This window comes from Leucobacter chromiireducens subsp. chromiireducens (assembly GCF_016758255.1).
Lineage (GTDB): Bacteria > Actinomycetota > Actinomycetes > Actinomycetales > Microbacteriaceae > Leucobacter > Leucobacter chromiireducens.
Genome location: NZ_QYAD01000006.1, coordinates 60674 through 81076, shown reverse-complemented (window position 1 = coordinate 81076; position 20403 = coordinate 60674). Strand labels below are relative to the sequence as shown.

At 67.4% G+C, this 20403-nt stretch carries 22 protein-coding genes and 1 pseudogene; 10 read left to right on the top strand and 13 right to left on the bottom strand.

Annotated elements, in window-relative coordinates:
• Positions 1–33: 33 nt before the first annotated feature.
• From D3226_RS14280 to D3226_RS14260, 5 genes are read left to right on the top strand one after another with little or no spacing between them, the layout of a single operon-like run.
• Positions 34–306: a DUF6112 family protein gene (locus D3226_RS14280; protein ID WP_130452347.1), complete on the top strand. Its 273-nt coding sequence runs from the start codon at positions 34–36 to the stop codon at positions 304–306.
• A 16-nt stretch (positions 307–322) separates the two neighbouring features.
• Entirely contained in the window at positions 323–1684 is a 1362-nt protein-coding gene (locus D3226_RS14275) for a TrbL/VirB6 family protein (RefSeq protein ID WP_130452346.1), read from the top strand.
• A gap of 4 nt (positions 1685–1688) precedes the next feature.
• Entirely contained in the window at positions 1689–3164 is a 1476-nt protein-coding gene (locus D3226_RS14270) for an SCO6880 family protein (protein WP_130452345.1), read from the top strand.
• Positions 3165–3198: 34 nt separating this feature from the next.
• Complete coding sequence (locus D3226_RS14265) at positions 3199–4014, top strand: hypothetical protein (protein ID WP_130452344.1); 816 nt, start codon at positions 3199–3201, stop codon at positions 4012–4014.
• Positions 4011–5504 (top strand): ATP-binding protein, encoded by a 1494-nt coding sequence (locus tag D3226_RS14260; protein ID WP_130452343.1) that lies wholly within the window; start codon positions 4011–4013, stop codon positions 5502–5504. The genes D3226_RS14265 and D3226_RS14260 overlap by 4 nt, the downstream gene beginning before the upstream one ends.
• Positions 5505–5622: 118 nt before the next feature.
• Here the strand turns inward: D3226_RS14260 and D3226_RS14255 are convergent.
• A pseudogene (locus tag D3226_RS14255) lies at positions 5623–6126 on the bottom strand (GNAT family N-acetyltransferase); the annotation flags it as partial.
• On the bottom strand, positions 6126–6479 hold the full coding sequence (locus D3226_RS14250) for an ArsR/SmtB family transcription factor (RefSeq protein WP_130452341.1): 354 nt from the start codon (positions 6477–6479) through the stop codon (positions 6126–6128). The gene D3226_RS14250 and the pseudogene D3226_RS14255, both read right to left, overlap by 1 nt.
• Before the next feature lie 87 nt (positions 6480–6566).
• Here D3226_RS14250 and D3226_RS14245 point away from each other — a divergent pair, with 87 nt between their 5' ends.
• Genes D3226_RS14245 through D3226_RS14225 form a run of 5 tightly spaced genes read left to right on the top strand, consistent with a single transcriptional unit; the run spans position 6567 to position 11072 of the window.
• Positions 6567–7886 carry an NAD(P)-binding domain-containing protein gene (locus D3226_RS14245; protein WP_130452340.1) on the top strand — a complete coding sequence of 440 codons (1320 nt, stop codon included), beginning with the start codon at positions 6567–6569 and terminating at the stop codon, positions 7884–7886.
• A 48-nt stretch (positions 7887–7934) separates the two neighbouring features.
• Complete coding sequence (gene cmtR, locus D3226_RS14240) at positions 7935–8294, top strand: Cd(II)/Pb(II)-sensing metalloregulatory transcriptional regulator CmtR (RefSeq protein ID WP_130452339.1); 360 nt, start codon at positions 7935–7937, stop codon at positions 8292–8294.
• On the top strand, positions 8291–10204 hold the full coding sequence (locus D3226_RS14235) for a heavy metal translocating P-type ATPase (protein WP_198677426.1): 1914 nt from the start codon (positions 8291–8293) through the stop codon (positions 10202–10204). Before cmtR ends, D3226_RS14235 begins: the two co-directional genes overlap by 4 nt.
• Positions 10201–10767, top strand: coding sequence for a signal peptidase II (gene lspA, locus D3226_RS14230; protein ID WP_130452337.1), 567 nt, complete (start codon positions 10201–10203; stop codon positions 10765–10767). Before D3226_RS14235 ends, lspA begins: the two co-directional genes overlap by 4 nt.
• Positions 10764–11072: a hypothetical protein gene (locus tag D3226_RS14225; protein WP_130452336.1), complete on the top strand. Its 309-nt coding sequence runs from the start codon at positions 10764–10766 to the stop codon at positions 11070–11072. The genes lspA and D3226_RS14225 overlap by 4 nt, the downstream gene beginning before the upstream one ends.
• Before the next feature lie 133 nt (positions 11073–11205).
• Here the strand turns inward: D3226_RS14225 and D3226_RS14220 are convergent, their stop codons facing one another.
• The 11 genes from D3226_RS14220 to D3226_RS14170 form a co-directional block, all read right to left on the bottom strand.
• On the bottom strand, positions 11206–11613 hold the full coding sequence (locus D3226_RS14220; RefSeq protein ID WP_130452335.1) for an arsenate reductase ArsC: 408 nt from the start codon (positions 11611–11613) through the stop codon (positions 11206–11208).
• A gap of 11 nt (positions 11614–11624) precedes the next feature.
• On the bottom strand, positions 11625–12632 hold the full coding sequence (locus D3226_RS14215) for a metalloregulator ArsR/SmtB family transcription factor (RefSeq protein ID WP_130452334.1): 1008 nt from the start codon (positions 12630–12632) through the stop codon (positions 11625–11627).
• Positions 12629–13717, bottom strand: coding sequence for an ACR3 family arsenite efflux transporter (arsB, locus tag D3226_RS14210; RefSeq protein ID WP_130452333.1), 1089 nt, complete (start codon positions 13715–13717; stop codon positions 12629–12631). The genes D3226_RS14215 and arsB overlap by 4 nt, the downstream gene beginning before the upstream one ends.
• Positions 13714–14040 (bottom strand): thioredoxin, encoded by a 327-nt coding sequence (trxA, locus tag D3226_RS14205; RefSeq protein ID WP_130452332.1) that lies wholly within the window; start codon positions 14038–14040, stop codon positions 13714–13716. The genes arsB and trxA overlap by 4 nt, the downstream gene beginning before the upstream one ends.
• Entirely contained in the window at positions 14037–15011 is a 975-nt protein-coding gene (gene trxB / locus D3226_RS14200; RefSeq protein WP_130452331.1) for a thioredoxin-disulfide reductase, read from the bottom strand. The genes trxA and trxB overlap by 4 nt, the downstream gene beginning before the upstream one ends.
• 89 nt (positions 15012–15100) lie before the next feature.
• Entirely contained in the window at positions 15101–16381 is a 1281-nt protein-coding gene (locus tag D3226_RS14195) for a hypothetical protein (RefSeq protein WP_130452330.1), read from the bottom strand.
• Positions 16382–16845: 464 nt separating this feature from the next.
• The gene (locus D3226_RS14190; RefSeq protein WP_130452329.1) at positions 16846–17172 is read right to left on the bottom strand and encodes a helix-turn-helix domain-containing protein; all 327 of its coding nucleotides are present in this window, start codon (positions 17170–17172) and stop codon (positions 16846–16848) included.
• A 4-nt stretch (positions 17173–17176) separates the two neighbouring features.
• Positions 17177–18256 (bottom strand): tyrosine-type recombinase/integrase, encoded by a 1080-nt coding sequence (locus D3226_RS14185; RefSeq protein ID WP_130452328.1) that lies wholly within the window; start codon positions 18254–18256, stop codon positions 17177–17179.
• A gap of 347 nt (positions 18257–18603) precedes the next feature.
• Positions 18604–18984, bottom strand: a complete 381-nt coding sequence (locus D3226_RS14180; RefSeq protein ID WP_130452327.1) for a rhodanese-like domain-containing protein — start codon at positions 18982–18984, stop codon at positions 18604–18606.
• A gap of 11 nt (positions 18985–18995) precedes the next feature.
• Positions 18996–19589 carry a DUF4395 domain-containing protein gene (locus D3226_RS14175; RefSeq protein WP_130452326.1) on the bottom strand — a complete coding sequence of 198 codons (594 nt, stop codon included), beginning with the start codon at positions 19587–19589 and terminating at the stop codon, positions 18996–18998.
• Positions 19586–20374 carry a sulfite exporter TauE/SafE family protein gene (locus tag D3226_RS14170; RefSeq protein ID WP_130452325.1) on the bottom strand — a complete coding sequence of 263 codons (789 nt, stop codon included), beginning with the start codon at positions 20372–20374 and terminating at the stop codon, positions 19586–19588. Before D3226_RS14170 ends, D3226_RS14175 begins: the two co-directional genes overlap by 4 nt.
• Positions 20375–20403: the final 29 nt, after the last annotated feature.

Genomic DNA, 20403 nt, shown 5'->3' with positions numbered 1-20403 from the left:
CCACCCCCTTTGACTGGCAGGAGCACTTTCACCATGATCGATATCGACCCGAACAGCGACGGGCTTCCGGGGATCGCGCAACTGCGCGACATCGTGGGCGCCGTGATGACCGTGGGATTGATTCTCAGCGTCCTCGCGCTGATCGTCTCAGCAATCGTCTGGGGTCTCGGCGCGAACTCCTCGAACCCCCACCTCGCCTCGCGCGGGAAGACTGGCGTGCTCGTCTCCTGCGGTGCCGCCGTGCTGTGCGGGGCGGCAGTCACCCTGATCAACTTCTTCTGGACCGTTGGCCAGGCCGTCAACTAGTCGGCGGTGATCCAGGGTGAGTATCTGCGACATCCCCGGCATCTCCACCGTCTGCACCATGATCGGTGAAGGCCCCGCCGGGCTCTTCTTCGGATGGATCGCGTCCGCGATGGGCCTCGCCGTGTCCACCCTGTTCCAGGGCATGTGGGAGGTGTTCTCCACCACCACCTCGGTCGATGTCACTTCCGACGGGTATGTCAAGGTCTACAACATCCTGTTCGGCATCGCCGTGTTCATCACCGTGCTGTTCTTCTGCTTCCAACTCATCGCTGGCCTCGCCCGCCGCGACCCCTCCGCCCTCGCCCGCGCCGCCACCGGCGTCGCCAAATCAGTGCTGGGATCGTTCGTGCTCATCACCTGCACCGGTCTGCTGCTTGAAATCACCGACCAGCTCTGCGTCGGTGTGATTCAAGCCACGGGGCAGACGATCGAGAGTATGGGCGACCGGCTCGCCCTCCTCATCACCGCCGTCACCATCACCACCGTGGCGGGCGGGGCGGGGGCGCTGCTCACGATCTTCCTCGCCGGCCTCATGATCGCCGCGATCTTCATCCTCTGGTTCTCCCTCCTCATCCGCAAAGCCCTCCTCCTCGTCGCCATCGTGTTCGGGCCGATCGCACTCGCCGGCCTCACCTGGGAGGCCTCGCGCGGCTGGTTCGGGAAATGGGCGACCTTTGTCATAGCGCTCATCGCGTCGAAGCTCGTGATCGTGGTGATCTTCCTCATCGCCACCACCCAGGTCGCCGCCCCCATCAGCCTCGACTTGAAATCCCTCTCCGAACCCATCGCCGGAATCGTGCTGCTGTTCGTCGCAGCCTTCGCACCGTACATGGCGTACAAGTTCCTGAGCTTCGTCGGCTTCGACATGTACCAGGCCGCGTCAATGGAGCAGGAAGCGAAGAACGCCCTCAACCGGCCGATCCCGCTCCCGTCGAAACCATCCGGTCCCGCACTCAAGCAAGTCCTCGACGGCGCAGACCCAGGCACGGCCGCACCGAAGACCGCCCCCGCATCAGCATCAGCCTCAGCACCGGCTCATGCGGCTCCTGCGACAGGCGGCAGCGCCGCCGCAAGCAGCGGTGGGGCTGCCAGTGGTGGCGGTGCTGCCGGTGGTGCGGCCGCAGGCGGCGGTGCCGCGGGCGGGGCCGCCGCAGCAGGACCCGCTGCCGCGGTCGTGGCCGGGGCGATCGTCGTGAAGGAGACCGCGACCGCCGGGCCGAAGCTCGGCGGAGCGATCGGGAATGCCGCAGACTCCCACGTCGGCAACGCGTCCGAGCAGGCGACCCCGCCACCGGCAAGCTCGCCGGTGCAGCAGCCGCCCGCAACGCTCCCACAAGCAACGCCGCAGACCCCGCCCGCACCAAGCGGGAAGGAATGAACCCATGACCTCGCACGCGTCCACCACCGCTGCAGCGGAGAGGTTCGAGCTACGGCCGGTGCAGTTCTCCCGCCTCACGCGCCGCGGCATCCTCCTCGGCCTCTCCCTTCCGCAGCTCATCGTGCTCGCGGTCGCGTTGCTCATCGTCGTCGCGGGCCTCTACACGAACGGAGGTGCGGGCCTCGCCTGGGCGTCGCCCGCGTGGGCGTCGCTCGTCGCGATCGCCTGGGTGCCCGTCGGCGGGCGGAAGGTCATCGAGTGGGCGCCCATCGTCACCCGCTGGATACTCCGCACCCGGGCGAAGCAGACCCGCTACCGCAGGCGCGTCGTGAAGCCCCGCCCCGCCGGCACGCTCGCGCTCCCCGGCGACATGGCGGCACTCCGGGAATGGGTAGACCCCGAAACGGGAGCGGCGATGATCCACGACCCCCACGCGCAGACCCTCACCGCGGTGTGCGGGGTGCAGCATCCCGCGTTCGTGCTCCTCGACCCCGCCGAGCAGCAGCGCCGCGTCACCGGCTGGGGCCGAGTGCTCGCCGCCGCCTGCCGCTCAGGTCGCATCGCCCGCATTCAGGTCATGGAGCGCACCCTCCCAGATTCCGGATCCGGGCTCACCGAATGGTGGCGGCAGCATGGCACCGACGACGGCTCCTGGGCGGCGACCACCTACCGGGAACTCATCGAGCGGGCTGGCCCCGCAGGCGAGCGCCACGCCACCACGGTGTCGCTGTCGATCGACATGCGCGCCGCCGCCAGGCAGATCCGTTCGGCAGGCGGCGGGATGAAGGGCACGGCAGCGGTACTGCGTCAGGAGATGCAGTCGTTCCAGACCGCGCTCCGCAGCGCCGAGCTGCACATGACCGGCTGGCTCACCCCGGGCGATGTCGCCCTCATCCTCCGTACCGCCTACGATCCCGCTGCGGGTCCCGCCCTGGAACGGCACGGCAAGCTGGGCCGGGTTCTCGCCATCGCCGGCCCGGTCGCGGTGAACGAATCATGGGATCGGCTCCGTTCCGACAGCGCACACCATGCGGTGCTGTGGATCAGCGAATGGCCCCGAGCGCAGACCTTCCCCGGGTTCCTCGCCCCGCTCGTCCTCACCGGCGGCGTGCTCCGCTCGCTCTCGCTGCACTACCTCCCGGTCCGGGCTGACCAGGCAGCGCGCGATCTGCGGAAGAAGAAGACCGAGATGATCGCCGACGCCGCGCAACGTCGGAAGATCGGCCAGGTCGAAGACACGCAAGCCTCCGCCGAGTACAGCGATGTCCTGCAACAGGAATCGGAGCTCACCGCAGGTCACGGCGTCCTGCGCGTCGTCGGCCTCGTATCCGTCTCGGCGCCGACCGCGAGCGAGCTCGATGCTGCCGCGTCGCAGATCGAACAGGCCGCGATCCAGGCCTCCTGCGAAACGAGGAGGCTCGTCGGGCAGCAAGCCCAGGCCTTCACCGCAGCGGCACTGCCGCTGTGCCGATCCATCTGACCGCCGCCATTTTCTCTCAATTGGAGTCCCGATCATGCCGGCCTTCACCGATCCTGCCGCCGACGCGGCCGAGATGTACGAGGCGATGCGCGGCCTCGCCCACGCAAGCATCGTGCTCGACCAGCCCGAGCGCATGTACGGGATGCTCGGCGACCTGCTCGGCGCGGTGCGATCCCTCGAACAGGTGCTCAGCCAGTTCGCGAAAGGCCACACCGACGCCCGCGGGCGCGCAGCGAATGACGCCGGTGATCGTGCCGCTGGCACCCAGGAGGCGCTCACCGCAGCGGCCGAGCTTCGCCAGGCCGCCTCCCTCATCGGCGAAGCGGAGCGGCGGCTCGACGCGGGTAAGGCTGCGGCCGGCCGGATCGCCTGGCAGCCCACGCTTCAGACGAGCGAAGCCCCTTCGCGGCTCATCAACGTGGTGTTCCTGCAGGGCGACGAAGCCGGCCACGCGCTCGACCTGATCGAAGCCGGGGGCACAGATGCTGCGGTACAGGAGCTCGCAGGCTACGACTTCGGCGACGAGACCGCCGATGCTGCGCTCGAGAATGGGTATGTCTACGACAAGGTTCCCGTTGCTTCGCTCAACCGTGTGGCAACGCTCGACGCTTACACCCTGGTCTACAACCATGACCATCGGCACATGGCCCTCTACCGGGCCGAAGACAGCCTGCCCAGCTCAGTGCTGCTCGGCATCGCTGACCCCCGCCATGCCGCACCAGCCGGCACCCTGGAACGCGACGGTGCTGCGGCGGATTCGCGGAGAGCGCGGCGGGAACGTCTCGGCACCCCGACGATCAACCGACAAAACTACGTGAACCACCCCACACTGCGAGGCCTCGGACGATGAGCCACGAATCAGGCGAGGCCGAGCCCGGGCGGCTCCATACCTCCGTGCTCGTCGGCCCGGAAGGGGAACTGCGCAGGCATCGCCGAGCCCGTGCGCAAGCCGCAGCCCGCATCCAAGCCGAAGCGAGAACCGCCGCGATCGTCGCCGCCCGAGCCCAATCAGACGAGGAACGCGAAGCTCGCCGCGCGATCCACTACCTGCCGCGGGCTGGCGAAGACGGGCCCGCAGCGTTGCGCACGCCTGGCCGGTTCCGACTCCCGCGCCACCAGGACACCTCTGCCACCCTGTCGGGGCACTACCCGTTCCTCGCGGAAGGCGGGCTCGGCTCTGCCGGAACCTTCGTCGGGCAAGACCTCTACTCGGGCGGTTCCTTCGTCTACGATCCCTGGCAGCTCTACAAGCAAGGGGTCATCACCGCCCCGAACATGATCCTCGCCGGCATCGTCGGGAGCGGGAAGTCCTCACTCGCGAAAGCGCTCTACACCAGGGCACTCCCGTTCGGGCGCCGCGTCTATATCCCGGGAGATCCAAAGGGCGAGCATACTTCCGTCGCCCGGGCCGTCGGCGGCCGCGCCATCGTGCTCGGCCCGTCGCTCCCAACCCGGCTGAACCCCTTGGACGAGGGCTACCGGGCGGGCGGCATCCCGGATGAGGACTTGGCGGCACAGGTCGCAGCCCGTCGTCGGGATCTCATCGGGGCGCTCGCGGAGACCATGCTCGACCGCCGCCTCACGCCCGTGGAGCACACCGCGATCGACGTTGCCCTCGCCGATGCGGTGCGCTGCGCAGAAGTGCCAATCCTGCCAATGGTCGTCAACCGCATCCTCGCACCCGCGAAAACCGACGATCCCGATGGCCGGCTCGCGGAAGACGGTCGCATGGTCGGACACGCACTCCGCAGGCTCGTCGCCGGCGACCTCTCCGGGATGTTCGACGGTCCCAGCACCGAGAAGTTCGATCCCAGCCTGCCGATGCTCTCGCTCGATCTCTCAAGAGTGGCCGAGAACTCGGCACTGCTTGCGGTCCTGATGACTTGCGCGGCCGCGTGGATGGAAGCGGCGCTCCAAGACCCGGCCGGCGGGCAACGCTTCGTCGTCTACGACGAGGCGTGGCGTCTCATGTCCTACCCGAGCCTTCTCGCTCGCATGGATGCGCAGTGGCGGCTCGCCAGGCACTACGGGCTGGCAAACCTGCTGGTCTTCCACAAGCTCTCGGACCTTGAGAACGTCGGTGATCAGGGATCGCGGATGCGAGGCCTCGCTTCGTCGCTCCTCGCGAACGCTGAGACTCGGATCGTCTACCGGCAAGAGTCCGACCAGCTCGGCGTCACGGCACAGACCCTCGGCCTCACGGGCACTGAGAGATCCTTGCTCCCGGGCCTCGGCATCGGGCAGGGCCTCTGGAAGATCAAGGACCGCAGCTTCGTCGTGCAGCACCAACTCCATCCCGCCGAACTCGAGCTCTTCGACACCCGCGCACGAATGCTATAGGAAACCCGCAAGTTCAGGATTCCTGAAGACGATTCGGCGTGAAGTTGCGGGTCGACGGGGCGCTGGACTGGGTGTGAGGGTGCGTATTCGCAGAAGATGCACCCTCACTTCGTTCTCCATCTGTGCGGCGTTCGACGAGGATCGTGTCGCGCCATTGGCCGGCGTGCGGCCCGTAGGCCATGCAGGCGATCCGCTCTCGTTGTCCAACAGCGCGGAACCCTGCCCGCTCGTGCAGGCGCAAGCTCGCGGTGTTCTCCGGAAAGATCGATGACTGCACAGTCCAGATCCCGTGCTGGTCGGTGAGATCCAAGAACGCTGCGAGAAGGCGGCGCCCGACTCCGTGACCGGCCGCGTCGGGGTGGATGTAGATCGAGTGCTCGACAACGCCCGCGTACACGGCTCGTGTCGACACGGGAGACGCGGCGACCCACCCGAGGACCCGGCCGGTGGAGTCGATGGCGACAAGGCTGAGCTCCGGGCGCTTGCCTGCAGTGAATGCGGCCCAGGTCGCGGGTGGGGCGGTTTCGAAGGTGGCGTGCCCGGTGGCGCTCCCCGCCCGATAGATGCTCTCGACCTCGGCCCAGTCGGACTCGGCCATCGGCCGGAACAGGATCGGTCCCATCAGGCTGTGAACGCCCGTGCCGCGTCGGCGAGGGTGCCGGTCGTGGGCTGGTAGTACGCCCACTTGCCGCGCTGCTCACGGGTGGCGAGCCCGGCCTCGACAAGGAGCTTCATGTGGTGTGACACCGTCGGCTGCGACAACCCGACGGGTTCGGTGAGATCACACACGCACATCTCCCCGCTCGCACTCGCGGTGATCAGCGAGAACAGCTTCACTCGGTTCGGGTCGCCGAGCGCTTTGAACACCTTCGCGAGTTGATGCGCGGTCGCGTCATCGACCACCGCGTCGGTCGCAGGGGCGCAGCACGACGCCTCCGCGGGTGCCGCGTCGATCGTCACGGGAAGAGTGGTCATGCCCCCCATTCTGCCTCACATATTGACAGATGTCGATACGACGAGCAGACTCTTCATATCGAAGAACGTCAATGTGTGGAGGTTGGTATGGATTCCGTCGTCGTCATCGGTGCGGGCCCGCAGGGACTCGCGGCAGCTGCGCACCTGCTCGAGCGCGGCCTGAACCCGCTGGTTCTGGAAGCCGGTCCTGGTCCAGCTGCGGCGGTGGCCGAATGGGGGCATGTGCGTCTGTTCTCGCCGTGGACGGAACTCACCGATGCGGCGTCGCGTCGTTTGCTGGAGCCCACCGGATGGGCGGCACCGTCCCAGGGATACCCGGCCGGGGCGCAGTGGATCGAGGGATATCTCGCCCCGCTCGCGAAGACGCTCGGCGACCGCGTCCAGTGCGGGGCCAGGGTCGTCGGCGTCGGTCGCAAGGGCCGGGATCTCTCGGTCGATGCCGGGCGTGCCGAGCAGCCCTTCATCGTGCACGTTGAGCGTGCGGACGGTAGCGAGGAGCGGATCGAAGCACGCGCGGTGATCGACGCCTCGGGCACTTGGCACACCCCGAGCCCGGTCGGCGCGGACGGTCTCCCCGCGCTCGGGGAACGAGCCGCCGCCGAGGCGGGACTCGTTGAACACCGGATGCCCACGATCGAAGACGCCACAGGTCTCGCCGGACAGCATATGGTCGTGGTCGGCAACGGGCACTCTGCCGCGACGACGATAGGGATCCTGTCCAGGGTTGCGAAGCGAGAGCCGGGGACGCAGATCAGCTGGGTGCTGCGCCGCGGCACGGTCGGCAACACCTTCGGCGGCGGGACCGCCGACGAACTGCCCGAACGCGGGGCGCTGGGCCAGCGGGCCAAGAAGGCAGTCGAAGACGGGCTCGTGGACCTCGTCACCGGGTTCCGCACCGACCAGGTGGTCATTGAGGGCGGGCAGGCGGTTCTCGTCGCGGAAGATGGACGCCGGCTTGCTCCGGCGTCCCGGGTGTTCGTTTCGACCGGGTTCCGCCCTGACCTGTCGTTCCTATCCGAGATCCGTCTCGAGCTCGACATGCGATTGCAGGCGCCGGTAAAGGTCGCGGTCGAGGTGGACCCGAACCTGCACTCCTGCGGCTCGATCCGCGCGACCGGGGCCGCCGACCTGGAGCATCCGGAGCCAGGGTTCTACATCGTCGGGGCGAAGTCGTACGGGCGCGCGCCGACGTTCCTGGCCCTGACCGGGTTCGAGCAGGTCCGCAGCGTCGTCGCCGCGATCGCAGGCGACCGCGAAGCCGCCGAGCGGGTGGACCTCGTGCTCCCCGATACCGGCGTGTGTGGCGGGTCGGGACTCTTCGACGCGCCGGACGAGGCTGCCAGTGCGGGATCGTGCTGCGCGCCTGTCCCGCAACTCATCCAGCTCGGCGTGGAACCAGTGTCGTAGGGTCACCGCTCGCTCGCTTTGCGTCAGTCCTGGCTGTATAGTCAGTGTGTGCTGACTATTGCTTCTCGTCTTGACGTCATGAACCGGCTCGGCCGGGCGATGGCGGACCCGACGCGCTCCCGGATCCTGATGACCCTGCTCGGCGGCCCGAGCTACCCCGCCGTGCTCTCGCGCGAGCTGGAGCTGACGCGTTCAAACGTTTCGAACCACCTGACCTGTCTGCGCGACTGCGGGATCGTGGTCGCCGAGCCCGAAGGGCGGCAGACGCGCTACGAGATCGCCGACCCACACCTCGCGGCGGCACTGACCGCGTTGGTGGACGTAACGCTCGCGGTCGACGAGCACGCGCCCTGCGTGGACGCTTCGTGCACGGTACCGGGCTGCTGCGGCACCGGAGCGGGCGAGTGAGCGCGGCGTGCGGCTGCGAGCACGACGAGCCCGAGACCACAGTCGGCGAGGAAACTGAGGCGGCGGAGCGCCCCTGGTGGCGGGACCGCGGGATCATGGTCCCGGTCTTCTCCGGCATCGCATTCCTCACCGGCCTGGCCCTGGAGTGGTCCGGGATGGAGATCCCGGCCTTGGCGCTGTTCTGGATCGGCCTACTGCTCGGCGCGTCGACCTTCACCCCCGGCGCGATCCGGAAGCTGTTCAAGGGCAAGCTGAGCATCAGCCTGCTGATGACGATCAGCGCAGTCGGCGCGGTGATCCTCGGCTACGTCGAGGAGGCCGCCGCCCTGGCGTTCCTGTACTCGATCGCCGAGGCACTGGAAGACAAGGCCATGGACCGCGCCCGCGGCGGGCTCCGGGCGCTGCTCAAGCTCGTCCCCGAGACCGCGACCATCCGCCGAGACGGCGTATCGGTCGAGGTCGCCGCGAAGGACCTCGCCGTCGGCCAGCTGATGCTGGTGCGGCCGGGTGAGAGGATCGCGACCGACGGCATCGTCCGTACAGGACGTTCCAGCCTGGACACCTCCGCGATCACCGGGGAATCGATCCCGGTCGAAGTCGAACCCGGCGACACGGTCTCGGCCGGCGCGATCAACACCGCGGGTGCGCTGGAGGTCGAGACGACCGCGGCCGGCACGGACAACTCGCTGACCACGATCGTCGACCTGGTGGAGAAGGCGCAGGCGGAGAAGGGCGACCGCGCCCGGCTCGCCGACCGCATCGCCCGACCCCTCGTTCCGGGCGTGCTTATCCTCGCCGCCCTGGTCGCGATCATCGGGTCGCTGTTCGGCGACCCGGAGCTGTGGATCACCCGCGCCCTCGTCGTGCTGGTCGCCGCGTCTCCGTGCGCGCTGGCGATCTCCGTGCCACTGACCGTGGTGGCCGCGATCGGGTCGGCGAGTAAGTTCGGCGTGATCATCAAGTCCGGGGCCGTGTTCGAACGGTTCGGCGTGATCCGCCACGTCGCGGTCGACAAGACCGGCACCCTCACCCGCAACGAGCCCGCCGTCACCGCCGTGCTGACCGCCGACGGCGTCACCGAGGTGCAGGCGCTGGCCTGGGCGGCCGCGCTCGAACAGCACAGCACCCACCCCCTCGCCGCCGCGATCACCGCCGCCGCACCGGGAGACCCCGCGGCCGAGGGCGTGACCGAGCAGGCCGGGCACGGCATCGAAGGCGAACTCGACGGGGCCCGGATCACGGTCGGCAGCCCCCGCTGGCTCGACGCCGGACTCCTCGGCGACCGGGTCGCCGGGCTCGAGGAGCAGGGCATGACGGTCGTGATCGTGCACCGCGACGGCGAGTCTGTCGCGGCGATCGGCGTCCGCGACGAGCTGCGCCCCGAGGTCCCCGAGGTCGTGCGCACGCTCGCCGCGCAGGGCGTCGGGGTCACGATGCTCACCGGCGACAACGCCCGCACCGCCCGCGCCCTCGCCTCCCAAGCCGGCATCGAGGACGTGCGCGCCGAGCTACGCCCGGAGGACAAGGCCGCCGCGATCGCAGAGCTCAGTGCGAAGGGGTCGGTCGCGATGATCGGGGACGGCATCAACGACGCCCCTGCGCTGGCCGCCGCGGACATCGGGATCGCGATGGGCGCGACCGGGTCGGATGCGGCGATCGAGTCGGCCGATGTCGCGTTCACCGGCCACGACCTGCGCCTGCTGCCGCGCGCGTTCAACCACGCCCGTCGTGGACGCCACATCATCAACCAGAACATCATCCTGTCGCTGCTGATCATCACCGCCCTGCTCCCGCTCGCGCTCTTCGGCGTCCTGGGACTTGCCGCGGTGGTGCTCGTGCACGAGATCGCCGAGGTGATCGTGATCCTCAATGGCCTGCGAGCCGCCCGCACACGCAAGGTCAGCGCGTGACCGCCCAGGACGTCGCTGGGACGGTCAATGAAGAGTACGCGGACCAGCGGACACGGCCGCGGGAGAGGAAAGCCCTTGGCATCGCCCTCGTTGTGGCCGTGCTCGCTGTGGTGCTCGACCAGGGTTCAAAGGCCCTCGCCGTAGCGCAGCTGACGCCGGGCGAACGGGTCCCGCTGGTCGGCGACCTGTTCGGCCTGTCCTTGGTCTACAACCCCGGAGCCGCGTTCTCACTCGGCTCCGGGACCACCTGGATCATCACCCTCATCGGCTTCTTCGCCTCCGTCACTGTGATCGTGTTCGCCGTGCGGCTGCGTGGTGTCCGTTGGGGTCTCGCGCTGGGGTTGGTCCTCGGCGGCGCGGTCGGCAACCTCATCGACCGGATGCTGAACCAGCCAGCGTTCGGGCGCGGGTACGTGACCGACTTCCTCGCCTATGGCGACCTTTTCGTCGGGAACGTGGCCGACGTATTCGTCGTGATCGGGGTCGGACTGGTCTGCCTGAACCTCCTCGGATCTACCCCTCGCGCGGAAGCGGACAGCGAACGTACGGAGCCCGCTTCATGAAGGTCGAATTGCTGCACATCGTCGACTGCCCGAACACGGACATCGCCGAAGCCAACGCACGCGCGGCGCTGGACGCTCTCGGGCTTGGGGGCGTTCCTGTCGAGGTGGTGACGATCCGGACGGAGGCAGAGGCGGCGAGCACTCAGTTCGGAGGGTCGCCCACGATCCTCGTCGATGGCGTCGACTTGTTCCCGACGGCCCCGGTTCGCTCGCTCGCATGCCGGGTCTACGCGACCGAGAGCGGGTTTGCCGGAGCGCCCACACCGGAGCAAATCGAAGCAGCGCTGCGGGGCGCATCTCGATAGAGAGGGAATGATCGGTGACGCGATCACTGGGTCACACCACGGCACAACGGTGTTCGCCGCAGAGATCGAGAACCCAGAAACACAGTGGAGGGGCAGGGCCATTGGCTTCTGCCCCTCCGGTGCTCGTAGCTTCTCAGACGAGCAGTTCTGCGAGAAGGGTCTCGATGCGGCCCCTGATGTCGTCTCGGATCGGGCGCACCGACTCGATGCCTTGCCCGGCTGGGTCGTCGAGCTTCCAGTCCTCGTAGCGCTTGCCCGGGAAGAACGGGCAGGCGTCCCCGCATCCCATCGTGATCACGACATCCGAGTCCTGCACGGCCTCAGTGGTGAGGACCTTCGGCGCCTCGGCGGTGATGTCGATGCCCTCTTCGCGCATCGCCTCGACCGCGACCGGGTTGATCTGTTCAGCGGGCATGGACCCGGCCGAGCGGACCTCGACGCGGTCGCCCGCGAGGTGGCGGAGGTAGCCGGCGGCCATCTGCGAGCGGCCCGCGTTGTGCACGCAGACGAACAAGACGGAGGGCTTCTGGGTTTCGGTCATTCTTGTTTCCTTCATGCTTGGCTGGTGAGAGTAGTGAGGAGGCCACGAACCCGGGCCTCGATATCGTCGCGGATTGCTTCGATCCCTTCGGGGGAGGCAAGAGCCGGGTCGCCCACGGCCCAGTCCTCGTAGCGGACACCGGGGATGATCGGGCATACGTCGCCGCAGCCCATCGTGATCACCACGTCGGCCGCGCGCACGGCGTCATCGGTGAGCGGCTTCGGGAACGCCGTCTCAGCCTCCTGCTCGCCCTCGATCTCGGTGAGCAGAGAGCGCACGTGCGGGTGCACCTCCGACGCAGGGGTGGAGCCCGCCGACCGTGCGATGACGGTACCGTCAGCGAGCTGGTTGACGATGGCGGCGGCGAGCTGGGATCGTCCTGCGTTCTGTACGCAGACGAACAGCACTTGCGGCACCCCAGAGGAGCGATCCTTGGCCAGGTCGGTGAGACGCTGCCGAGCGAACCGTTCGGTCAGCGGGATCATGTGCTGCGTCAGCTTTGCCGACCGCACGAGCCCCGCGTAGGACTCGCGCACGATCGCGATCACGAGATCCCTGCTCAGTCCGGTCAGTTCATCCGCGAGCTCGTCGGCGAGGCGGGTGACCCGGGCGTCCATCTGCTGCAGCGCTTCGGCTCGTTCGGAGGGGCTCTCAGGCTCACCGGAAACTGCAGCCGGTGCGAAGGCATCGAGGAGGGCGGCGACGGCGCGCTGTTTGCCTGGGGCGATCCGGTACCAAACCCAGGTGCCGCGCCGCTCCGACAGCAGCATCCCGGTCTCCTTCAGCACCTTTAGATGGTGGGAGACGGTGGGCTGAGACACCTCGGCCAGCTCCGCGAGGTCGCACACGCAGGACTCGCCGCGCGGCCCGTTCGCGATCGCCGACAGCATCCGCAACCGCAGCGGGTCAGCGAGCGCCTTCAGTGCCCCGGCCACGGTGGTCGCGGTCTCGGCGCCGATCGCGTGCGATGCGGAAGGAGCGCATGCGTCGGCGTCGGCGATGACGGTAGTGTCGGTCATGACGTCCTCGATTCGGTAGCGTAAGGGTTGGTGTGAAACCAGGCTCGCGCAGCCCAGAGCGAGACGTAGACCAGGGCCACGAGCACTGGCACCTCGATGAGCGGGCCGACGACACCGGCCAGCGCTTGCCCGGACGTGGCGCCGAAGGTTCCGATCGCGACAGCGATCGCGAGCTCGAAGTTGTTGCCAGCGGCAGTGAACGCGAGCGTTGTCGACCGGGCATAGCCCAGGCCGAGGGCCTTCCCGAGGAGGATGCCCGCGAACCACATCAGCGCGAAGTAGACCAGCAGCGGCAGCGCGATACGGGCGACGTCCATCGGGTGGGAGGTGACTTGCTCACCTTGCAGTGCGAACAGCAGCACGATGGTGAACAGCAGACCGTACAGCGCCCACGGTCCGATCTTCGGGAGGAACTTCTCCTCGTACCAGTCGCGCCCCTTGCGCTTCTCACCGATGAAGCGGGAGGCGAAGCCCGCGATGAGCGGGATGCCGAGGAACACGAGCACGTTCAATGCGATCTGCCAGACCGAAATCTCCAGCCCTTGTGTATCCAGCCCCAGCCAGCCCGGCAGCAAGGTCAGGTAGAACCAGCCCAGCACTGCGAACATGACGACTTGGAAGACCGAGTTGATCGCGACCAGCACCGCAGTCGCCTCACGGTCACCGCACGCGAGGTCGTTCCAGATGACCACCATCGCGATGCAGCGGGCGAGACCCACGATGATCAGCCCGGTCCGGTACTCCGGCAGATCGGGCAGGAAGATCCACGCAAGAGCGAACATGACCGCGGGGCCGACGAGCCAGTTCAGCACGAGCGAGGAGACGAGAAGCTTCTTGTCTCCGGTGACGGCGGCGACCTTGTCGTAGCGGACCTTCGCGAGCACCGGATACATCATCACCAGCAGGCCCAGCCCGATGGGAATCGAGATCCCGCCGACCTCCATCGCCGAGAGCGCATCTGAAAGTGCGGGCACGAAACGGCCGAGCAGGAGGCCTGCGACCATCGCGAGGCCGATCCACAGCGGCAGCCACTTGTCGAGGGTGGAGAGCCGCTTCGGGGCGGTACGGGTCAGGGCGCCGGTCATGCGAGCAGCTCCTCGATCTTCGCGATGTAGACGGGTTTCGGGTGCGCGCCGATCAGCACGTCGACACGTTCCCCGTTCCGGTAGAAGCCGAGGGTCGGGATCGAGGTCACGCCGGCCGCGGTTACGGTCTGGGGGTTCTGGTCGGCGTCGACCTTCACGATCTTCACCCGGCCCGCGTACTCGCTGGCGAGCTGGTCCAGGATCGGGGCGATCGCCTTGCACGGGCCGCACCAGGTCGCCCAAATGTCGACCACGACGGGCAGCTCGGACTCGAGCACCTCCGCCTGGAAGGTGGTGTCGGTGACGGGAGTGACGGTGCTCATGCGGAGACCTCCCGAACGGGCTCGGAAGGGGTGGCGGGTGCGAGGTTCGACAGGTAGTGCTGGGCGTCCTGCGCGGCCGCGCAACCGGTGCCTGCGGCCGTGATCGCCTGCCGGTATGTGTGGTCGACGAGGTCCCCGGCTGCGAACACCCCGGCCAGGTTTGTCCGCGTTGACGGGTGCGCGACTCGCACGTACCCGTCCGCGTCGGTGTCGACCTGCCCGGTCACGAGCTCGGAGCGCGGGTCGTGACCGATCGCGACGAACACCCCCGTCGCGTCGAGCGTGCGCTCAGCCCCGGTGATCGTGTCGCGCAGCGTGAGCCCGGTGACCTGCTCGTCGCCGAGGATCGCGGCGACCTCGCTGTTCCAGGCGACCTCGATCTTCGGGTCGTCCAGCACGCGCTGTGCCATGATTCTCGACGCCCGGAACTCGTCCCGGCGGTGCACGACGGTGACTTTCGATGCGAACCGGGTGAGGAACAGGGCCTCCTCCATCGCGGAGTCCCCGCCGCCGACCACGACGATCTCCTGCTCGCGGAAGAAGAACCCGTCGCAGGTCGCGCACCAGGACACTCCGTGCCCCGACAGGCGCTCTTCCTCGGGGAGGCCGAGCTTGCGGTAGGCGGATCCCATCGTCAGTACCACCGCCCGCGCGCGGTACGTCGCGTCGGCGCCGGTCTCGATGGTCTTCACGTCGCCGTCGAGATCGAGGCGGGTCGCGTCGTCGTAGACGATCTCGGCGCCGAACCGCTCCGCTTGCGCCCGCATCGCCTCCATCAGCTCCGGGCCCTGCACGCCATCGACGAAGCCTGGGAAGTTCTCGACCTCGGTCGTCGTCATCAACGCACCGCCCGCGGTCACTGAGCCCGCGATCACGACCGGCGCGAGACCCGCACGCGCGGCATAGACCGCCGCGGTGTACCCGGCGGGGCCGGATCCGACAATGATCAGTTCGACTTCTTGATTCGACATACTTCTATATTGACGTGTATCGAATTAGTCGGCAAGTCGAGGAGCCGCTTGAGGGCCAGTGTTTGCCGAAGGTTCACCTTCAGCGGCGGCTATGCGCTGTCGACCGTGGTGTTGGGCGGGTCCGCGACGGTGCGGGCGTAGTGGAGGGCGGTGGCGATGGTGATGCCGAAGAGGTCGCAGACCCGACGAACGTCTCCACCGGTCTGCTCGATCTCGTAGAGGATGCGGTCGGTGCGGAGCGACTGAGCGGAGATTCCGGCCTTCTTCCAGGGGAAGTTGCGGCCGGGCGGGGTGAGCCTGGGTCCGGTCTGCTGAGTCACGAGCAGATACGGGTTCCGCGTCTCGGGCCATCTTCGGGTGCGGTGGTCGAGCCACGCCGTGAGCCGCACGAGCACGGGTTTCGCGAGCGGGATGATGCGGCCGTCTGGCATGGTGAGGCGTCCGTCGGCGACGTCGGTCAGGAGCAGATGCTGGACTTGCCGGGTCGTGAGCGCGTGGAACGCGACGAGGGAGACGGCGAACGCGACTGCTGGGTCGGGACTCGTGAGGGCGTCGCGGATCGAGTTCGGGTGCATCGGGAGCGGTGCGTTGCGCTTCGCTGGACGTAGCGGGATTCGCTTCGTGGGGTCGTGGAAGATCTGCTTCTGCCCGTGCAGGATGCTGAACAACGTGCGTAGGCCGAGCAGCATGAGGTGCCGTGCTGATGGCTCGTCGGGCAGCACGGCACGGATGTCGTCGGTGCTGATCTCGGCGAAGCTCGTGTGCCCATTCTCGGCCCAGGTGGTCACGGCCGGGAGGATGCCGTACATCTGGGCCTTGACTGTCGATGCTTCGCGGGGCTGCCTGCGCGGTGGCTTCGATGACCCGTTCACCATGATGGTTCGCCAGAGCTCGAGTTGGGTGCGCATCGGGTCCGGGATATCCACCGTCTTGCGCGCGAAGAGCAGGTCGAAGCTGGGGGCCCGGTCATCGATGAGGAGGCCGGCGTCTTCGAGGACTTCGATCGTGGAGCGGACGTTGTGGTCGTTGTAGCTGCGTAGCGCGAGAATGTCGGATGCCCGGAACTGGAGGTTCGCGCCGGGGAACACGAGTTGCAGGACCTTGAGGGTGCGCCGAACCTGATTCGTCTGCCGTTTGCTCCAGGCGTACTCGCTGGCGCGGGCGGTGAGGAAGTGCTCGGTTCGGGAGGTGATGTCGCGATGGGCGACCTCGTTCGCTCGCTGCCGCAGCAACTCGGGGTCGGGGTCGACGTGGAAGAGGACCTGCTGGGTGCTCTCGGGCGGTGGCGGCGCGTTGATGAGGAGTAGCGCCTCGGCGATGCCCATCGCTGGCCGCGTTCGGAGCGCGGCAGGTCGGCGAGGGTCGTTCATCGACGCGAAGAAGAGTTGCTGTCCCCACTTCTGTGCGGCGCCGAGATCGAGTGGTTCGCCGGGCTGTTGGTGGTAGCGGGCGGTCTCCAGGCAGAGCCGGCAGTAGCCTTGCTCGCCGGTCGTGACCGTGCGGTGACAGGAGGAGCACTCGCCTAGGGGGTAGTGCTGGAACCACCATCGGCACTTCCAGCAACGCCAGTTGTGCTGCCGATAGACGCCGTAGGCGAGGCAGTCTCGGCAGGAGCCGACGAAACCCGGGCTGCCGGGATGGCAGTGCGCGCAGAGCCCCTGGCTGTAGTAGCTCGCTGACCCGCACTTCCGGCAGGGCGGTGGCGTGAAGGGGCCGCCCGGGAGGCAGTCGTAGCAGTAGTCGACTCGGGGCGTGAGCCACGCGGCCGGATTGACCCCGCACGCGGTGCAGGCCAAGGGTGGGCTGAGCGGCCCGTCCCGGCCGCGGGCGGGACTCATACCGGTGGTGCTGGTCGGTCGGTCGGTCCGAACCGGGGCTTCACCACGCCCGGTGCGTCGTTCACCGCGCCCTTGTCTGCGGGCTGCTGTTTCTGCGAAGCGACTTTGTCGGGTTCGGGGACGAGGAGGTCGGTGGGTTGGCAGCCGAGGACGTGGCAGATGACATCGAGGTCGTCCAGCCGGATCGTGGTCGGGGTGCCGGTCCAGAGGGCCGACATCTTTCCCAGACTGATCTCGAGTCCCGCGTCCGCGAGCATCCGTCGTAGCTCGGCGGACTTCCAGATCCCGCGTTCAGCGGCCTGCACTCGGAGATTCCATTTCATTGCTTCAGCTCATCCCCTCAAATCGGTCTTCAAGTCTCTGGTTCGCGTTCATCCATGACTCCTCCACGTGCCCATCCGAGACGTGTATGTACTGCGTTGTGGTCGAGAGCCATTGGTGCCCGAGAAGTTCTTGCAACGCTTTCAGATCCATGCCCGCGAGATACAGCGACGATGCGCAGTAGTGACGGAGCACATGTGGGGTCATTCGGCCGTCCCAGGCCGGAAGGAAGCGGATCGTTGCCTGCCGCAGCCCGCGGCGCAGGACATCGTCGCTCGCGCGGCAGCACCGTGCGAGTTCGGGATCGAAGCGCTCGGACGGAATCATCGGTGCATCCGGGTTCTCCCAGTCATCGCCAAATCGATGCCGCACGTCACCCAGCCACCAATCGATCAAGCGATCAGTCCCGTTGATCGCCGGCACGAGGCGCTGCTTGGAACCGCGCCCCCGCGATCCTTTCCCGAAACGGACATGCAACTTTCCCAACGAACCGAGGTCCGGACGCCAGTCACGCAAGTCGAGCATCGTGCTCTCGGTAATGCGGATCCCGACCCTGCGCCACAGTGACGCGGCGAAGTAGTTCCGGGCCGCCGGCAGGTAGCGACGCTCGCTCTCCAACGAGGCACCCCAGGACGTGAACAGCTTCTCGACTTCTACGTCAGATGGCGGAACCCGGACCTTGCCCAGCGACGCCCCAGACTGCCGGTTGAACTCGTCGACGGGCTGTTCGATCACGAACTCCGTCAGTGCATTGATGTCGGCCTGGTAGCGGGCGATCGTGAAGTCGTAGAACTGCGCGATTGCACCAGCCCGATTCGCCCGCGTCGAGGCGGCGAGTCCCGCCCGGCGCAGGCCCGCGAGGTAGGCATCCGCATCGGCTGGCTTCGCCTGCCACAGCGGCAACCCGAAGTGGTGGCGGAACTCGAACACCACCGAACGGCACTGCGAGATGTACCCATCGCTCAGCCCGGCAGCGGCCATCGCGAGCGCGAACTGGTCGATGATTTCTTGCTCGAAATCCGCGGCGTCGGCCTCGGTCTGCCACCCGCGGGCAGTCCCGATGCTCCGAACCGCGGCGAGCTTCATCGTCCCGCGTCTTCAGCAATCGCGATCATATTTCGAGAATACGCTGAAATCTTCGGAATTCCTGAACAATCTTCACGATTCTCGATCTGTGTTGTCGTGGAGACCTCCGCAGGCCCGGCGGGCCAGAAGCGCCGAGAACCGGCTCAGCTAGATGCGGGTCTAGAGACAAAACCCCGTAGGCTCACGAATCGTGAACCCTGAAGCAGCGGGAACTCACGGGCGGTGGAAGCCCAGCGCACCTCACGAACCTGAAGAACTCAGAGCGTGACGCGCATGTCCGAACTCACGGCAGTTGAGGCAGGAGGTCGGAGAGATGTCGCTAGCTTGTAGGCACCTGAAAATAGTGCCTACCGCACGATGCTGGTTCCAGTGACCTCCGCGGCTTGTTCGAGTGAGCCGAGGTTCGTGAGACTGGTGAACCCGGCCTGTTCCATGAGAGAGATGGCTTGGCCTGCACGGTTCCCGGAGCGGCAGTAAATGAGATAGTCCGCGTCGGGGTCGAGGTTCGGAATGGCTTCAGCGACCTCGCCAGCGGTGAAGTCGAGCAGTTTCGCTCCGTCGAGGTGCCCTGCCGCGTATTCCTCCGGGGTGCGCACATCGAGAATGATGGCGTCCGCCGGGATATCGGCGGCTTCCGTGGGGGTGGGTGCGCTGGTGCAGGCGGCTAGGCCGAGCGCGAGCGCTCCAGCGGCCAGGGGAAGGGCGATTTTCGAGAGTGTATGGCGCATGAGCGGTCCTTTCATCGTGCGGTTGGATGTTGAGGGAGCGTGGTGAGTGTTGATGCGGGTGCGATGTCGTCCGGGATTTCGCAGGTACCGCCTGCGCAATACTTCGGTGGGGTTTTGGTGAGGAGAGATTGGAGTCTGCAACCGACGCAGATGCCGAACGCGGTTTCAAGGAAGAGCATGGTGAGGCAGATACCGCAGAGGACGAGCGTCACCCAGAGCGGGGCCTGCAGGAGGCCGGTCGCGAGACAGGCCAAGAGTCCCATGCCGTAGCCGAGCCACCAGGCGAACAGCTTTTGGGGCGCCCCGACCCATTCGGGCTGTTGCCGGGAGACGATGATGCGTGCGAGCGCGAGGGAGGGCGCGTATCTGTCGCCGACAAGGACGCGGATCAGCATGTCGAGCACGAACACGGCGCCGAAGGGCTTCAGCGGTTGGGCAGTACCTGCGTGTATGGCGGTGAGGTAGAGCACGATTCCGGGGAGGAAGAGGAGACCTGCGGCGGCTCTGGCTTCGCGTTCGTTGATCACCGGGACGGCGTAGCCGGGGACGATCCGGCCGATGCGCGGCCACGGAGTTGCCGGCGCGCTTCCGGGTGCGCGGGTCACGTGAGGCCTGCCATCAGATTCGGAGCTTCCTGGGCGAGGACGAGTACGCCCATGGCGAGTACAAAGATGCCGAAACTGCGGCGGAGGGGCCGTTCGGGAATACGGCCTGTGAGCCGGGCACCAAGGAGAGAACCGGCGACCGCGACACCGGTGAAGGCGAGCACGATCGGCCAGTCGAGCGGCACAGACATGAGCGCCCCAGTGAGCCCGGAGGTGGTGTTCATGACGATCACGAGCAGGGAAGTCGCGACCGCAGCGGCCATCGGCAGCCCGCCGAGGAGGTTCAGAGCGGGCACGATCAGGAACCCTCCGCCGGCCCCCACGAGCCCGGTCGCGAGGCCCACGAGGAATCCGACGGGCAGGATCCGGGTGAGTGGCGGTCCGACCCCGTCGTTCTGCGTCTGCTCGTCGTTTGCGGGTGCTCTGCGTCCGCGGATCATCGCGGTGGCAGTCGCGATCATCATGACTGCGAACAAGATCATCAGCACAGGCCCGGGGATCCAGTCACCGATGAAGCCGCCCGCGAGTGCCCCGACCATGCCCGCGACGCCGAACAAGGCTCCGGCTCTCCATTGCACGCGCCCTGCCTGTGCATGCGTCATCAGACCGACAGCGCTGGTGACACCGACGACGAACAGGGAGGAAGCGATCGCGGCGCGCGGCTCCATCCCCAGCACATAGGTGAGGATCGGGACAGTGAGGATGGATCCGCCCCCGCCGAGGAGCCCGAGCGAGAGACCGACGAGTACCGCGAGCAGCAGCGCGATGACGAGCGTCAGTTCCATGCACGGACTCCTAGTGAGGAAAGGCTGCA

Excerpts from the sequence above, each read along its gene's own strand:
- trxB (WP_130452331.1), bottom strand. The coding sequence starts at position 15,011 with ATGTCGAATCAAGAAGTCGAACTGATCATTGTCGGATCCGGCCCCGCC.
- D3226_RS14270 (WP_130452345.1), top strand. The coding sequence starts at position 1,689 with ATGACCTCGCACGCGTCCACCACCGCTGCAGCGGAGAGGTTCGAGCTA.
- D3226_RS14250 (WP_130452341.1), bottom strand. The coding sequence starts at position 6,479 with ATGACCACTCTTCCCGTGACGATCGACGCGGCACCCGCGGAGGCGTCG.
- trxA (WP_130452332.1), bottom strand. The coding sequence starts at position 14,040 with ATGAGCACCGTCACTCCCGTCACCGACACCACCTTCCAGGCGGAGGTG.
- D3226_RS14195 (WP_130452330.1), bottom strand. The coding sequence starts at position 16,381 with ATGAACGACCCTCGCCGACCTGCCGCGCTCCGAACGCGGCCAGCGATG.
- D3226_RS14265 (WP_130452344.1), top strand. The coding sequence starts at position 3,199 with ATGCCGGCCTTCACCGATCCTGCCGCCGACGCGGCCGAGATGTACGAG.
- D3226_RS14215 (WP_130452334.1), bottom strand. The coding sequence starts at position 12,632 with ATGACCGACACTACCGTCATCGCCGACGCCGACGCATGCGCTCCTTCC.
- D3226_RS14170 (WP_130452325.1), bottom strand. The coding sequence starts at position 20,374 with ATGGAACTGACGCTCGTCATCGCGCTGCTGCTCGCGGTACTCGTCGGT.
- D3226_RS14220 (WP_130452335.1), bottom strand. The coding sequence starts at position 11,613 with ATGACCGAAACCCAGAAGCCCTCCGTCTTGTTCGTCTGCGTGCACAAC.
- D3226_RS14180 (WP_130452327.1), bottom strand. The coding sequence starts at position 18,984 with ATGCGCCATACACTCTCGAAAATCGCCCTTCCCCTGGCCGCTGGAGCG.
- D3226_RS14245 (WP_130452340.1), top strand. The coding sequence starts at position 6,567 with ATGGATTCCGTCGTCGTCATCGGTGCGGGCCCGCAGGGACTCGCGGCA.
- D3226_RS14190 (WP_130452329.1), bottom strand. The coding sequence starts at position 17,172 with ATGAAATGGAATCTCCGAGTGCAGGCCGCTGAACGCGGGATCTGGAAG.
- D3226_RS14225 (WP_130452336.1), top strand. The coding sequence starts at position 10,764 with ATGAAGGTCGAATTGCTGCACATCGTCGACTGCCCGAACACGGACATC.
- D3226_RS14260 (WP_130452343.1), top strand. The coding sequence starts at position 4,011 with ATGAGCCACGAATCAGGCGAGGCCGAGCCCGGGCGGCTCCATACCTCC.
- arsB (WP_130452333.1), bottom strand. The coding sequence starts at position 13,717 with ATGACCGGCGCCCTGACCCGTACCGCCCCGAAGCGGCTCTCCACCCTC.
- D3226_RS14185 (WP_130452328.1), bottom strand. The coding sequence starts at position 18,256 with ATGAAGCTCGCCGCGGTTCGGAGCATCGGGACTGCCCGCGGGTGGCAG.
- D3226_RS14280 (WP_130452347.1), top strand. The coding sequence starts at position 34 with ATGATCGATATCGACCCGAACAGCGACGGGCTTCCGGGGATCGCGCAA.